Origin of the sequence: Aporhodopirellula rubra (assembly GCF_014192335.1) — a bacterium.
Classification (GTDB): Bacteria; Planctomycetota; Planctomycetia; order Pirellulales; family Pirellulaceae; genus Rhodopirellula; species Rhodopirellula rubra.
Window position 1 is genome coordinate 24,753 of record NZ_JACHXU010000018.1, and the last position, 15,448, is coordinate 40,200.

General features: G+C 56.8%; 9 protein-coding genes. 3 read left to right on the forward strand and 6 right to left on the reverse strand.

Features of this window, described 5'->3' with window-relative positions; genetic code table 11:
- Window positions 1-22: 22 nt before the first annotated feature.
- Window positions 23-2,392 carry an FAD-dependent oxidoreductase gene (locus FHS27_RS21520; protein WP_246420500.1) on the reverse strand — a complete coding sequence of 790 codons (2,370 nt, stop codon included), beginning with the start codon at window positions 2,390-2,392 and terminating at the stop codon, window positions 23-25.
- Between the two features lie 304 nt (window positions 2,393-2,696).
- Between FHS27_RS21520 and FHS27_RS21525 the strand changes: the two genes are divergently transcribed.
- Window positions 2,697-3,077: an HPF/RaiA family ribosome-associated protein gene (locus FHS27_RS21525; protein ID WP_009097576.1), complete on the forward strand. Its 381-nt coding sequence runs from the start codon at window positions 2,697-2,699 to the stop codon at window positions 3,075-3,077.
- Between the two features lie 13 nt (window positions 3,078-3,090).
- Window positions 3,091-4,023 carry a histone deacetylase family protein gene (locus tag FHS27_RS21530; protein WP_184306907.1) on the forward strand — a complete coding sequence of 311 codons (933 nt, stop codon included), beginning with the start codon at window positions 3,091-3,093 and terminating at the stop codon, window positions 4,021-4,023.
- Here the strand turns inward: FHS27_RS21530 and purN are convergent.
- From purN to yajC, 5 genes are all read right to left on the reverse strand, one after another.
- A complete protein-coding gene (gene purN, locus FHS27_RS21535) occupies window positions 4,020-4,622 on the reverse strand; it encodes a phosphoribosylglycinamide formyltransferase (RefSeq protein WP_184306908.1) in 603 nt (200 codons plus the stop codon). The genes FHS27_RS21530 and purN overlap by 4 nt on opposite strands.
- A complete protein-coding gene (gene ileS / locus FHS27_RS21540) occupies window positions 4,622-8,209 on the reverse strand; it encodes an isoleucine--tRNA ligase (RefSeq protein ID WP_184306909.1) in 3,588 nt (1,195 codons plus the stop codon). Before ileS ends, purN begins: the two co-directional genes overlap by 1 nt.
- A gap of 309 nt (window positions 8,210-8,518) precedes the next feature.
- Window positions 8,519-9,481: a DUF1559 domain-containing protein gene (locus FHS27_RS21545; protein WP_184306911.1), complete on the reverse strand. Its 963-nt coding sequence runs from the start codon at window positions 9,479-9,481 to the stop codon at window positions 8,519-8,521.
- A 252-nt stretch (window positions 9,482-9,733) separates the two neighbouring features.
- Window positions 9,734-13,039, reverse strand: a complete 3,306-nt coding sequence (gene secD / locus FHS27_RS21550) for a protein translocase subunit SecD (protein ID WP_246420502.1) — start codon at window positions 13,037-13,039, stop codon at window positions 9,734-9,736.
- Window positions 13,040-13,144: 105 nt separating this feature from the next.
- Window positions 13,145-13,675, reverse strand: coding sequence for a preprotein translocase subunit YajC (gene yajC, locus FHS27_RS21555; protein ID WP_221225287.1), 531 nt, complete (start codon window positions 13,673-13,675; stop codon window positions 13,145-13,147).
- Between the two features lie 500 nt (window positions 13,676-14,175).
- Here yajC and FHS27_RS21560 point away from each other — a divergent pair, with 500 nt between their 5' ends.
- Complete coding sequence (locus FHS27_RS21560) at window positions 14,176-15,183, forward strand: sugar phosphate isomerase/epimerase family protein (protein ID WP_184306915.1); 1,008 nt, start codon at window positions 14,176-14,178, stop codon at window positions 15,181-15,183.
- Window positions 15,184-15,448 lie beyond the last annotated feature (265 nt).

Genomic DNA, 15,448 nt, shown 5'->3' on the forward strand with positions numbered 1-15,448 from the left:
GCACTGCCGCAAATTCATCGCGTTACTCCACCCATTCCCATGCGATGGCGTCAATGTGGATGAGGCCGCCCGCGTTCTCGGTCGAGACCACAACACTCACGGTCTCGCCGGCGGGCAATTCGAATTCGCCTCCATCGATCGCGCCCGATTCTGGCGTAACGCGTTGATTGATTCTCAGATGAGAGGCCGTCTTCCCGGCAATCACCAATGTCACCGGAACGGTCGTTCCGCGGTTCGCGTGGGGTTGGTTGTAAATCTTCAAACGATAACGTCCCGCCTTTTCGGGTTTGGTTTCAAAGCGAGCCGCTGAGGCTGAGTTTTCCTGAGCGTACCGATACGACCAGCCGACGTACCCGCGCAGCCCCGTCCCCTCGATCCATTCGCCCGTCCGGATCGCATCTCGGTCGTCGATGACCAGGCCCGGCAAATCGTGAGGCTTCCGTCCCGACATGGGACCGATCGAACTGGCCTCTTCCATCGCATCGTCGGGGATCACGATATCGCTCGATGGCGTTGAACGACGTGCCTTGCCGGGCAGTCGTAAGAGGGTCAGTAGTTCGTCAAGGTGCGATTCGTAAACATCGCGCGGCAGACAACCGTTTAGCGTGCAGATTGACGCCGCTTTTCCGACGACTTCCCCCATCATCCCACAGGTCTTCATCACACGCACGGTACCCAGGGCTTCGTGAGTAACACTGATGCAGCGTCCCGCCATGAAGAGATTGTCCACGTTACGACTGTAGAAGCATCGATACGGGACGGGATAGCCGTATGAACGATCGACGCGGCGATCGTGAACGGCATAACTGATGAAAGGATTCTCGGGATACTTCGTGGCGTATTGCTCTTTGGGATAGTGCAGATCAATCGACCACGTGCTCGGAACGCAACCGTCGGGAAACTCCCGCTTGGCCACCACGTCGTCTTGCGTCAAGACAACGTCACCCATGATTCGGCGACTCTCGCGAGGCCCACCGACGTAGGCCACCCAGGTCAACTCGGCGGTGGCGTGATCGGCGGCGCCGTCGCGGTTTTTCATTGCGTTGAACGCGCCGTACACCGCTCGTAAATTCCAATCACGGATCGCTTCCGCTTCGTTGATCGGGTCGAGATCAAAACCACTTTCCCAAAACCACTGCCCGTGGTGATCTCGCGGATAGGGGAAGTCAGCCATTTGAAGATCTAGTGCCCACGGTGTCTCGGGAAATGATTTCGTGGAATCGGCTTCGGCCCAACTCCACATGTTGCTCATCCCCATTCGTCCGCGATCGGTCATGTCGGTCTCCGCTCCCGCCCATTCACCGATCCATCCATGCCCCGTGCCATCGACGAACATCTCGCCGGTAACTCTCAAATCTTCTCCCGTTTGGGTGTTGAGGATTCGAACCGCATCGATGTGCCGAGTCATTTTCGAATCACTGCCCCCCTTTTCGACATCGTGAGCATCCACTGCGTAGGCAAAGTGGTTCAACATCAGATCGATATTCGATTCGACCAGCACGATGGCTTCTTTCTTGTCGTCGCCGAACTCTTCATAGCGTCCCGGTGATTTGGTCGCGTGATCACAAAATTCTTCGATGATCTCGCCGATCCGAGGGAACTTACCACGCCGAATGTTCCCCATCGCCCACACCCGGACTTCACTCGAACCGTTACCGCCGAGGACACCTCGATCCTGAATCAATGCGACGCGGCACCCCATTCTCGCCGCGGACAGTGCCGCCCCCATGCCCGCGTATCCACCACCGACAACAACCAAATCATATGGCCCCTTGGTAACAGGCTTCTCCGGCAACCCGAGTTGTTCGCGTCGCCACGGTGAGAGCACGTCATCGACGCTCGGTGGGGGCGTCGTGCGATCCACTTCCGTCGTGAGATACAAACAGTCACACCGACCGTCGAACCCGGTCAGGTCGTGCAAACGAAGTTCATGGTCGCCTTCGTCTAGCCGAACGAGCCCACCGTCATGCCAATGCCAATCCGGTGACTCGGTACCAAATGTCGGCTCGAGCGGTTTGCCATCGAAGAGTACTTGAAACCGGCCCGGCGACGGCGAGGCCCCCCACCGTGCCACCCAGTCGAGAGTGCGTACCCACACCCGGTATTCGCCCGGTTCGTTTACTGAAATGGTCGTTTTGGCGTCATCAACAGGCCGGCCGATCCCATGCGCAAGTAAATAGGGTGACCCCATTTGCTCGATGAACTGAGTGTCCAGTTCCCAACCGCCACGATCCGCAAAACTTTCAGCCTCAACGAAGAGGCTTTCGCCCCACACTTTGGGCGTCACGCAACACGCAAGAAGGGCGATCGCAAGACTCGTGATCGGCAAAACCCACATTAACTTTGACGCTCGTGGGACGAATTCGACGGGCCAGTTTGGACGTACAGACATTGCAATTTCACTCGACAAAATGGAGTGCAGGTGGGGAGCGAGGCGGGAATCGCGACAGATTGACAAAGGGGTCGATCCGACCGAATCGGGGTGAGCCTGATCCAGGTGAGCCACGGCCGCACACGATGATGACGCGGCCGCACACTTCGCCGTGAAACCGGCGTAATCGGGGTCGGATTGTAACGTCTGGCGCGACGGTGATTTATTCTACCCAAGATCGCCACTGCGGTGTGCAGTTTGCACTATAATTGAATAGTGTGCGGCGCGTTGCCCACTCCATCATCACCCTCTCAAGGCTGACCAAATGCAGATTCAAACTCACACCGACAACCACATCCAAGGCGACGAGACCCTTCATGCACATGTGCAAGAATCGGTCGAGCACGCCTTAGGGCGTTACGAGGACAGGATTACTCGAGTCGAGGTGTTTTTAGCTGAAGAGCATTCCCGAGACAAACACATCGGGCATAACGACGACAATGACAAGCGGTGCGTGATGGAGGCTCGCTTACGCGGCCTGAAACCGATGTCGGTTCGCCATCATGACACCACCGTCAAAGATGCGTTTGAAGGCGCAGCCAACAAACTGCTTCATTTGGTCGAAAAGACGCTCGGACGACTCGAACATCGTCACGAGCCCGCTCTGATCGATGCCGAAACGGCCGGCGCTGAACCGTTGGCATGATTGCCGACATCAGATGACGTTGCTGTATTACGATCCGATCTTCATGGAACATCAGACGGGCGATCATCCTGAGAGCCCTCGACGGTTGCTGCCGATCGTACGTCATCTTCATTTCTTAGGACTCGACGTCGCATGCCGGCGTCCGTCCTGGGAACCTGCTTCACGAGAGCAACTGGCTCTCGTCCACACGGCTGAGTATATCGACCGGGTTGAACAGTTTGCCGCTTCCGGAGGCGGCTGGCTCGATCCAGATACTCGTCTATCTCATCGCTCTTACGAGGTCGCCTGCCTCGCCAGCGGTGCCGCCTGTGACGCGGCAAGTCGTCTCGCCGTCGGCGAAGACCAGACGGCATTCTGCCTGTTACGGCCACCGGGGCACCACGCCACCGAAGACCAGGCGATGGGTTTCTGTCTGTTTAATCACGTCGCCGTCGCCGCCCGCCACGCGATCAAGTCACACGGAATGAACCGTGTCCTGATCGTCGATTTCGACGTCCATCACGGGAACGGAACCCAGGACATCTTTTACGGTGATCCCGCGGTCGCGTACTTCTCCATGCATCGAGACAATTTCTATCCGCACACCGGGGCCGCGTTAGAAACCGGAACCGGCGCAGCGGTCGGTACCACAAAGAATTTGCCCATAACGATGGGCACCTCACGCGAAGAACAGCGTGCCCTTTTTGATCGCGAACTCACCGCGTTCGCGGATCATTTCCAACCCGATTTCGTCATCGCAAGTGCTGGATTCGATAGTCACATCGATGATCCGGTGGGTTCGCTCGGGTTGCACACCGAAGACTTTGCCACCATCGCCAAAACGCTGCTGCGTGTCGCGACAGACCACTCCGGCGGACGTTTACTGAGCGTTCTCGAGGGCGGTTACAATCCTGAGGCTCTCTCGGATTCCATCACGCTGTATCTCGAAACGCTGCTCGAAGCCTAACCCGCTACACGATTTCGAGGTAGCATCGAAATCGCTTCGGGAAGTGCCAGGCACTCCTGTTCAAAAACCCGCGCGGCGAGTGCATCGGGTGTATCCCCATCGAGCACCGGACAGGACCGTTGATGCAAAATCGGCCCGTTGTCGTATTCGTTATCGACATAGTGAACCGTGCAACCGGTGATTCGGACACCGCGTGCGAGCACCGCTTCATGCACGTGATGACCGTACATGCCTTGGCCCCCGAACGCGGGCAACAAGGACGGATGGATGTTTAACACACGATTCTCAAACGCATCGGGAATCAAAACGTGCTTTAAGAAGCCCGCCATCACCACGTACTCAACGCCACGTTCGGCCAACGGTGCAAACATCGCAGCGCTGTATCCGTTGGCATCCGGATAATCTCGTTCACGAATGACGAGAGTCTCGATCCCATCTTCGCGTGCTATATCGACGCCGCGAACGTCGCGGCGACTGCTGATCACCAACCGGATATCGATCGGCAGACCGTGCTGATCACGATGATGGATCAAATTCGCCAACGTGCGGCCGCTGCCACTGAGGAAGACGGCAATCGGCAATCGTGGTTTGTCTGACATCAGACGCTCACCTTCGCGACGAACAGTTCACCACATTCGATCTCGACGGGCGTGACATTTGGCAACGCTTCAACTACCAGGCGTTCAGCCAATGTCTCTTCGCAGATCATGTCTCGATGCAGCTCGATCGCTTGCAGCGTTTCGGCATCCTGCGTCACGATGCCGACCTCGATTCGATCGGTATAGTCACAGTTGATTTCCTTGCGTTGACTTTGGATCGCGCGGATCAAATCCTTCGCGATACCTTCGCGGCGCAAATCATCGGTGACTTCGGTATTGAGCACGACCACGCACGACGGACCTTGGGCAGCCGCCCAACCTTCGCGCGCCTTGAGCCGAACTTCGATATCATCGTTGTCCAGTTCCAACTCGCTGCCGTCGGGCAACGACAAGGTGACTTTGCCTACCGATTGCAATTGACTGAGCAGTTCGTTCCCGTCGGCTTCGCCGAGCAGTTTCTTCACGACGGGAATCTGCTTACCAACCTTGGGGCCAAGCCGTTTGAAGTTCGGAACGACGCTGTACTGCACGTAGTCACCGCCGTCGGTGGTGTACGCGACGTTCTTCACATTTAACTCTTCACGCACCAGCGAATCGTGCGACTGCAGCCACGCGATTTGCGAGTCGTCCGTGAGGATGACCTCCACCGCGGACAACGGCAACCGAACCTTCAATTTCGCGTCAGCACGCGCCGACCGACCGAGCGATGCGATCTCACGCAACACTTTCATCGACTGCGACAAATCCATGTCGATTCGAGCCGTGTCGGCGACCGGGTAATCACACAGGTGAACACTCTTGAGGACACGATCACCGAACGGACGGGTGAGTTCTTGCCAAAGTTTCTCAGACAGGAACGGCACAAACGGGGCAATGACTTTCGTCAATTGCAACAACGTTTCGTACAACGTCCAGTAAGCATCATGCTTGTCCTGCGACTGAGTCTCTTTCGCCCAATAACGGTCACGACTGCGACGGACATACCAATTGCTCAAACCATCCAACAGCGACGTGATCGCTTGGCAAGCGTTGTAGTTATCGAGACTGTCCATACGCTGCACGATTACATCAATCGCAACGTTGGTTTCGGAGATCACCCATCGATCGATTTCGCTTCTTTCCGATACAGGCCGATACGTCGGCGCTGACGCGAGACTTTCCGGTGACAGTTGTTCATCCGCATCGGTCGCCGTCGTTGGATCGAACCCGTCGATCTCCGCATAGATCGTAAAGAAACTGAACGTATTCCACAGGCGGAGCAGGAACTCGGGAATCGAATCACGAATCGCGCCGTCGGCGTAGATGATGGAGTTCCACGGTGCTTGATTGGCAAAGAAGTACCAACGCATCGCATCGGCGCCATATCGGTCAAAGATTTCCGACGGGCTACGGTAGTTGCGAAGCTGCTTGGACATCTTGCCCGTTTTCTTCGTGAACGACATGCCCGGGTGCTCGGCAGTTTCCTCTTCGGTCAACGCAATGATCTTCGCGCCGCCGTCTTTCGGTGTCGCTTCATACCACTGCGATAACATCAGACCGAGCACGATGCAGTTTCGATAGGGATACGGGTACGCTTGATCGGCGGACGTCGTGAGCGCCGAACCGGTGACGTCTTTCGCCACCGGCGTCGGTGAATCGGAAACATCCACGCTCGCACCTTCACCGAACAACATCGTGCTGATCGCGAGTTGGCTGTAGAACCAACCTCGGGTTTGGTCGATCGCTTCACTGATGAAATCGGCGGGGAATTGCTCGGCGAATCGGTCATCGTTTTGGTGAGGCCAACCCCACTGCGCGAACGGCATCGCGCCGCTGTCGTACCAACAGTCAATCACCTCAGTGACCCGCTTCATCCGAGCCCCCGGTTCAAACGGCGACGCGTAGGTCACCGCATCGATGTAGGGTTTGTGAACACGCAGGTCGTCGGCGAGTTCGGGATTCGCTTTCTTGGCCTGATCCCAAACCTCGGTGCCTTGAACATCCGGTTTCGCCAGCAGCTCGTCGTAGCTGCAAACGGCTTCCATCCTACCGGTGGATTGGCAAACCCAGATCGGCAACGGCGTGCCCCAATAACGTTCACGCGAGAGTGCCCAATCCACGTTGCTGTCGAGGAAATTGCCGAACCGTCCATCACGGATATGTTCGGGCTGCCACCCGATTTGCGAATTGTTCTTCAACATCAGTTCGCGGAACTTCGTCGTCCGGATGAACCAACTTTCGCGCGGGTATTGGATCAACGGATCATCATCGGCACGCCAGCAAAACGGATAGTCGTGCAGGTACTGTTCTTGGTGCAGCAGCTTTCCGCCGTCACGCAATTGTCGTGTCAGAGTCTTGTCCGTCGACTTGACCCATTCGCCTTTAAGAGCCGGAAATTCATCAGTGAACTTTCCATCGGGTCCGACCGCACATAGCAACTCAGGTCGATCCGATTCGACGAATCGCAGACGTTCTTCGGCGAGCACTTCGTAGTCGACCTCACCGAACGCGGGGGCCAGGTGGACGAGCCCACTCCCGGAATCCGTCGTCACGAAGTCAGCCGCAACGACTCGCCAATAGAGATGCTCTTGTTCGCCGGTCTTGAGACTTCCCTGCGGGTCGCTAAGACGATCACGATAGTCGGAAAACGGCGGTTCATACCGTTGACCTACCAGTGATGCACCGGAGACGGTTTCGACGACTTTGAGTTCGCGTTTGATCTTACCCGCGAGCGTTTCTACCAACGCAGCAGCAAGCACGAGTTGTTCACCCGTTTCACTATCTTCGACGACCGCGTATTCCAGATCCGACTTGACCGCCGCATACATGTTGCTCGGCAACGTCCATGGGGTCGTCGTCCATACAACGAGCGAACGTTTGGACGTCGACGCCTCTGAGCTGATCAAAGGGAACAGAACATAAACACTCGGATCGGCGACCTCGCGGTATCCCTGTCCGACTTCACCGGCCGACAGCGCCGTTCCGCCTTGCGCCCACCACCAAACGATCTTGTGACCTTGGTACAGCAATCCACGATCGAAGAGATTCTTCAGACTCCACCAAACACTCTCGACGTAGGACTGATGGTAGGTGACGTAGGCCTGTTTCAGGTCGACCCAAAAGCCCAGTCGGCGAGTGAGCGTTTCCCATTCTCGCATGTAACGCCAAACACTCTGCTGGCATTTCTGGATAAACGGTTCGACACCGTATGCCTCGATTTCTTCCTTGCTATGAATCCCGAGCTCTTTGCCGACCTCGACTTCGACGGGTAACCCGTGCGTGTCCCATCCGGCTTTGCGTTCACAGCGATAGCCACGCATGGTTTTGTAGCGTGGAAACACATCTTTGATCGCGCGGGTCAAGCAGTGCCCGGGGTGCGGCATACCATTCGCCGTCGGTGGGCCCTCGAAGAAAACGAAGGTCGGCGCGTCGGCACGACGGGCCAGCGATTTCTCGTAAATCTGCTGCTCGTCCCAAAACGCGAGCACCTCTTCTTCCAGCTTTGGAAACGAAGGACTCGCCGAAACGGCTCCGAATGCGCTCGCCGACTTCGACTGCGATGCGGAAGAGGATTGCGGGGTAGGTGTGGGGGTGGGTTTCGCGGTCATCGAAAACCGAACCTTGAGGGAACCAGGTGGTGGAGAAAGAATTCACGTCAGAAAACCCACACTTTAGGTTCTCGGCGTCATTTTCCCCAGCCCCGGTCACGTCCCGGGCCAACATTCGATCCGCTTCGAGCGTTCTGGGTAAAAATCGGTTCACGGCCAAATTCCACCGAGAAACCTCTCAGAGGGCGACCTTCGGGAATCTCAGCGGAGCTGCGCCACTCCAGCTGAACAGCCACTAACCGACGGGCATCCGAGAAACGATCAATCGCGACAGGTCGCTCGTCACCGGATCACGCCAACCACAGGGCATCAGAATTCACCGACGACTTCGTGTTCTTGGTACGTGATTAACGAGGCAAACACGTCCGCACTGATCTGCTCGGAGATAAACCTGACGCTGCCGTCGGCCAAGTTGATTTGCAGGCCACCGGTGTGGAACGAATAGGCCTCGTTGTTGTTCGTCTTGTTAATGACGTACGGCCCCGTGCAAGTCAGCCCGTCGCCCTGAAAACCGTGGATGGGAATTGAGTGCCCCGGATTGGCCCAGCCTCCCCACTTCGCCAACGACTGGGTGACGTCGGCGTTACCGCAACCGTTGACGTTGGTCGACGGGCCCAGACGATTCTTGACGAAGAACTGCGGACGCCCCGCACACTCCGTCATCAGCAGCGTGTTGGAAAGCCCATCCAACGCGTCGCGAAAACGAGTCACCTTACTGCCCTTTAACATCCCATTGGGGTTCTTTCGCCGCGTGATGTGACCGGATTTGTTGAATTCTGCCGCAATCGATCCAGGCGGAACGTAATCCGTCGTCGCGGTCGGAAAACCACCGTCGTTAGCGAAACTGCGATTGTCCGGCGTTGTCGGACACAGATACGTGCTGATGTTCGTTTGAATGATTTCGCGGTTCTCGACCGCGTTCCAAGCAACGTCAAAATCGTACCGCTCGTAGATCGCCCCCTGCTCGATAAACGGCAGAATGCCCACCGCCCACGTATGCCTGTTCACGGGGTCCTGTTGCCGAGGCAATTGCCGGTGGGCCGAATGATAATTGTGGAAACCGAGTGCGATCTGTTTCAGGTTGTTCGAGCACTGTAACCGTCGAGCCGCTTCCCGAGCCGCCTGGACGGCCGGCAACAACAGCCCCACGAGCACGCCGATGATCGCGATCACCACCAGCAACTCAATTAACGTGAACGCTCGACTCGGTCGGGTCTCGAGCCGCCCCTTCTGATTCAACTCTCGCATACGCTCGCCTTCTTGCGGTGCCATGAGACCCGCTATCGCCTCACGAAGTGCAACAACGGAGCAGTAGCATATCATCCGACAATAAGGGATGTGCTTTTTTTACCGAGATGCGAACGCTGCTTTTTGAGCACCAGGAAGACGACGCGAACTGCCTCGCGTGCTCGAACCGCCCAGCAATGCAGTCCATCAATGCAAAACGCGTGCTAGCAAAATTGCCGCACGCGTTATGGGATGCATTCGCAGGAATCAGGCTCCGCGAGCCTCGACTCAACCGACTTAACGGCCTTGAGTGGCCACAGCTTCTTTCTTTTCGTTGCGATTGACGAGGTACAGCAGCACGGGGCTGGCGACGAACATCGAACTGTAAGTACCGACCAAAACGCCGACGACCAATGCAAACGCGAACGCGTGAATACCTTCACCGCCCATCGCGTAAAGAAGCACAACCACGATCAAAGTCGTGATCGAAGTCAACAACGTTCGGCTGAGCGTTTGGTTAATGCTCGCGTTGATCATGTCGCCCGTCAAACGAGGAGCCTTACCCTTGGTTTCACGGATCCGGTCGAAGACAACGATCGTATCGTTGAGCGAGTAACCGATGATCGTCAGCAATGCCGCCACAACCGTCAGCGAGATCTTGAAAGGATCGATCAAAAGGAACCCGAGTGCTCCCGCGGCCCAATAGCTCACGGCGATCGCACCGAGGGTAATCAACACGTCGTGAAGCAAGGCGACCACAGCGGCGACGCCGTAGATCACACGTTGGAAGCGGAACCAGATGTAGCCGATGATGCACAACAGCGATGCGAACAGAGCACCGAGAGCACGGCTGATCATGTCACCTGCCACGCGAGCACCAACGCTGCTGCTGCTGATCCAAACCGGATCGCTGCCGAGCTTCTGCTCGAGTTGCTTCATCACTGCGATCGCGTTGTCACCGGTCAACGGCAACTGCACTCGCCAGCTTGAATAAGGCAGAGCCGATCCGCCGGCCCACTCTTCGGCACCTTCGCCGAGTGGGCGAAGACGAATCCCACGCTCGTTGACCGAAACGCCGGCCGCTTCGGCAGCCTGCAAAATCGCGTCCTTCAAACCGTCTTCGTTGATCACGGCTTGTTTTTCACTGCCCTCGATGCCGAGGGAAATGTCCGAGGTACTGTAGCTGAAACCTGGCAATTCGATATCACGCATCTCAGGTTCCTCGGACGCTTCTGCGTCGTCGGCGACCTCTTCGGTGGTTCCTTCCGTCGCTTGGAAAGCCGTCAACATCACGCCGTTGTAGGAGCGTGCGTATTCCGATTGGTCGCTCACGTCGGGCGTTGCAGTTGCCCCCGTCGTTTCGGCGGCGGGTTGTTCGGTTTGGTCGAGCGTTCCCGGACCAAGGTCAGCGGGCTTGATGTCGACTTGGTAGGTCGACAAACCGACCGTCGTTTCTTTGGCGAATCCGTCTTGGATCGCTTTCTTGAGCAAGTCAACTTGGTCAACCGACGAGTCCACTTTGAAGATCGTGTTCTCGGCGGCACCTTCCATGCTGACACCGTTGACGGTGAACTGAACTTTCTCGTCGCCACTGTCTTGGAATGCCGACGCGACGATACGGCGAACATCCTCGGTGTCGGTAGGAGCATCGAGACGGAATTGAACCGACGAGCCACCTGCGAAATCGATATCGAAGATGCCTTGTCCGCGAGAGATCAGCGCGACCACACCGGCCACCACGAGTACTGACGATACAAACAGCATCATCCGTCCGCGTGCCATGAAATCGAACTCGCCACCGCCGGACATCGCCGCACGAACCGAGTTGACCGTGTCAGACATCGACAGCGACAACCATCCCCGACGTTCAGCCAGATCGAACAGTGTTCGCGAGACGTAAATCGCGGTGAACATGGAGAACATGATGCCGAGGATCAAGGTCACGGCGAAACCACGAATTTGATCGGTACCGATCGCGTACAACACGATTGCCGTGATCAACGTTGTCAGGTTGGCGTCGACGATCGTCGTGGTCGCTCGAGCGAAACCGTTGCGAATCGCCATGCGTTCCTTGGCACCCTTTTTCAATTCCTCGCGAATCCGTTCAAAGATCAGAACGTTTGCGTCAACCGACATCCCCACCGTCAGCACCAAACCGGCGAGACCGGGCAGTGTCAGTGGTTGGTTGATGAAGACCATCGTGGCGAGAATCATCATCAGGTTCATGATCAGTGCGACGCACGCGATGACACCTGAGAAACGGTAGTAGTACAGGATGAACAACAGCACCAAACCGAGCGACAAACCGATCGAGAACACACCCTTTTGAATGGTGTCGGCACCGAGCGTGGCGTCGATTTGGTTTTCAGCGATTGGTTGCTTGGTCACCGTAGCGGGCAACTGGCCGGCCTTCAAAATCTGAACCAAGCTGTCGACCTCTTCGCGGGTGAAGTTACCCGTGATGCGGCCTTCCTTCGAAATGGCTTGCAGAATGTTAGGAGCCGATAACAACGTGTCATCGAGGATGATCCCGAGTTGACGTTTGCGGGTTCCCTCAGGCGAGTTGTTTTGGGTGAGAGCCCGGAAACGTCCCGAGCCGAAATCGGTCAAGTTAAACGCGACGGCGGGGCCACCGTTTTCGTCAAACGTGCTGGCGGCGTAGGAGAGGTCGCTTCCTTGGATATCCAGCAGTGGGTTGATGATCATCAACACTTCGATTTCGGAAAACGGCTGCGTCTTGAGCCACTGGGCGACTTTAACTTCTTCATCGCGTCCGAGCAGTTCGCGAGGCAATTCCAAAATCTTCCCGTTGTTCGGGTTCCTGATCAGTGTGCCCTGCGTCGACATTCGCAGCGGGCGAACACCATCGGCATTTGGTTTTGACTCGCGGCCCATTTTGACCCAGCGTCCGTAGAGCCCGTCTTCGATATCACCGACTTTGACTCTCGTTGCGATTGACGGGTCATTGGACTCGCTCTGATCGATTGCCGCACTGATGATCGCTTGGTGGTCGACTTGGTTCGCCAGAATCGCGAACCGTAACACACCGGCCTCTTCGACGAGTTTCTTGATCCGCGCGACTTCGCGATCGTCGACCGCGGGCACGATGATTTCGATTTGCGATTCACCATAGGGACGAATCACGATTTCTTGGGTACCCGACGGGTTGATCCGGCGAGTCAGCGGTTCGACCAGGTCTTGGCTGGAAATCGGCGAGCCCGCGTCGATCAGCTCTTTTTGCTTCTCCGGGTCGATTTCGTAGACCAGGATCGTTCCGCCCTGGAGGTCAACGCCCAGGCCGGGCAATTTGTTCAACAGGGTCACGCCACTGCCGATGATCGCGACGAGGACAAACCCGAACCGCGTGCCATATCCGGGCATCTTGAGCTGTTTGGCCAACCAACCGCCGAAAACGAATGGCAGAATCAGGATCGCGGCTGCAACGAGCAGCACCATCCATTGATCGGCAGAGATGCCTCGCACTTCGCCCGCGACAGCGGAATCGGTTTGGGCGAGCGTGATCGTAAGGTTCGAGAACAAATCCGACGCGAATGAGGTGGCGGAGGAAATGACCGAGTCGAGGCGAGAGGAAGGGAGATCCATCGTGATTTTTCGAAAGACGGTTGGGGTTTTCGCTGGCGGCTGCGCTGACGCGTCAATCATTGACACGTCCCACAGGTCCGCTGGCGGTTTGAGAATAAGTGTCAGCTAGTCCGACGAGTCCTCGTCGGAGGCGTTTTTGGACGGTGATTCACCGCCAGGTGTTTTGCTGGGGCGGCCGTCTTTATCGAGCGACTTACCCTTGGCGTGAACTGAGATCGCCGAAATGGCCGATCGGTTGACTTTGATTCGGGTCGTGCCCGCCTCGTCGATTTTGAGAGTAACCACGTCGCTGTCCGACGGAGCCGAAACCACGGTGCCGTGCAATCCGCCGATCGTGATCACGCGATCATTTTTCATCAACGACGACAGCAGGTTGGCCTCGTCCTGACGCTTGCGTTTTTCAGGCAAAAACCAGGTCAGATACCAAATCATCCCCAATCCGGCGATGAGCGGCAACGGACTGCTGAAAAACAACTGTAGCGGCGAGGCCGGCCCCGTCTGCCCGGTCGGATCAACCGCCTGAGAGCCCGTTTCCTGCCCGATCATCGACATCCACGAAACACCATCGACGATTTGATCAACCGTGGGCAACATGGCAAAGAGATCGAGAAATGTGGGGTCCAAAGGAAGCAGCAAGGGAAGGTTTCCGGGCACCGGTGAGGTTGTAATAAAGGTGTGCGGTGGGGCATCAAACCGCAACGACAGACAATTAGCGCAGGGCGGCATGATATGGAAGCCCAAAAAACGCCACAAGCCCAGCCCGGTGCCTGGAGAGACGAAACCCTCGAAACGGTGCCCCGCAGCCCCACGTTAGCCGCACGTCAGTCACAGCCCGAGACGCCGCCTCGACCTGGCGTCTGTTTCCATCGCCGACGACGCGGCTCGCCCGATCCCGAACACCACATTCCCTCAAAACACTGTCAAACGGCGTCCCGTGCCGTGAAAAACAGCCTCCAACTCCATCCGTTCATACCGACGCCAGAACGTCTGCCGATTGCTCAAGGTGAAAACGCCGATCGCGACAGTCATCGAATCAGCCCAACGGGAGAGAGGAGAACAGGCGGCTTCACTCTAGCGAGGATTTATCGCACACTATTCGCCGACTTGTTACCTCTTTGCCTCCGAGATTTCTTTTGATGAATTCTGCACCGAACGTATTGTTAAGTGGGTTTGCCGACGAGTCCGCGATGACCAAAAAAGCAAACGAACAGTTTGCCGCTTTGGCCGCGATCGGGCTGCAGTACTATTCGATCCGCTTTGTCGATGTCGGCAACGGCATCAAAAACGTGATGGTGCTCGATGACGCCGAAATCAGTTTGCTGCAACAAATGCACGCCGATTACGGGCTCAAGGTCTCCAGCATCGGGTCGCCGATCGGAAAAGTGAAGCTGAAAGACGTCGATGACGGGACGGCCAACAAATTCGTCCCCTTTGAAACCTATCTCCGAGAAGACGTCAAAACGGCCTGCGATCGGGCCGAAGCGTTCGGTTCCAAACTGCTCCGCGGGTTCTCGTTCTATCACCCCAAAGGCACCCAACCCGAAGATCACATCGATCAAGTCGTCGATCAACTCGGCGCGATCGCGGAAGCCTGTGACGCACGAGGGCTGACGTTCGGCCTCGAAGTGGAAGCCAATCTGGTCGGCCAAACCGGGCACTTGCTCGCCGACATCGCGGCCAAAGTGAACCACCCGGCAATGGTCACGATTTTTGACGGCGCCAACATCGTCATGCAGGGCTTCACTCCCGACCAAGTCTACGCTCAATACCAGGCAATGAAACCTTCCCTCGGTTGGTTGCACATTAAGGACTACAGCGATCCGACGCTCGGTGGACGTGTCGATCATGTGGATGAAGAGTCCGCGAGCCATTTCGTTCCGGCCGACCGTGGCGACAGCGCCCACGAAGCGATCCTGCGAGACCTCAAGGGTTTCCTACCCACGTTGCACGAACGCATGATCGCGCGTGGCGTCGACGGAATTTTCGTCGATCTGGAGCCACATGTTCGTGGCGGAGGCCAATTCGGTGGCTTCAGCGGCCCCGACGGATTCGGCATTGCGGCCCGAGCCCTGTGCAAATTGCTCGACTACGTCGGAATCGGCTACGAACTCCGCTCGTTCGAATCACTTCAAGCGGCGAAATAGTTCAGCGTCCACCGAACATAGCGCAGTTCGGCTGAGCGTCGCTCCCTTTAAGATGGACCTTTTGCGACGGGAAACCGGTCGAGCAGTGGATTCGGCCGGTCAGGGAACTCGCCGGTCGGGAACTCGCCCTGAGACCGAATCGACGGTAACCAAGTCGGCTAAGAACGACTCTGTACCGATTGGCACATTCCTACCGATTGGCCGATTTTCACCGACTGGCAGGGCATCGGTATGCCAGCGCACCAATCTGCCAGGGGACCGAATT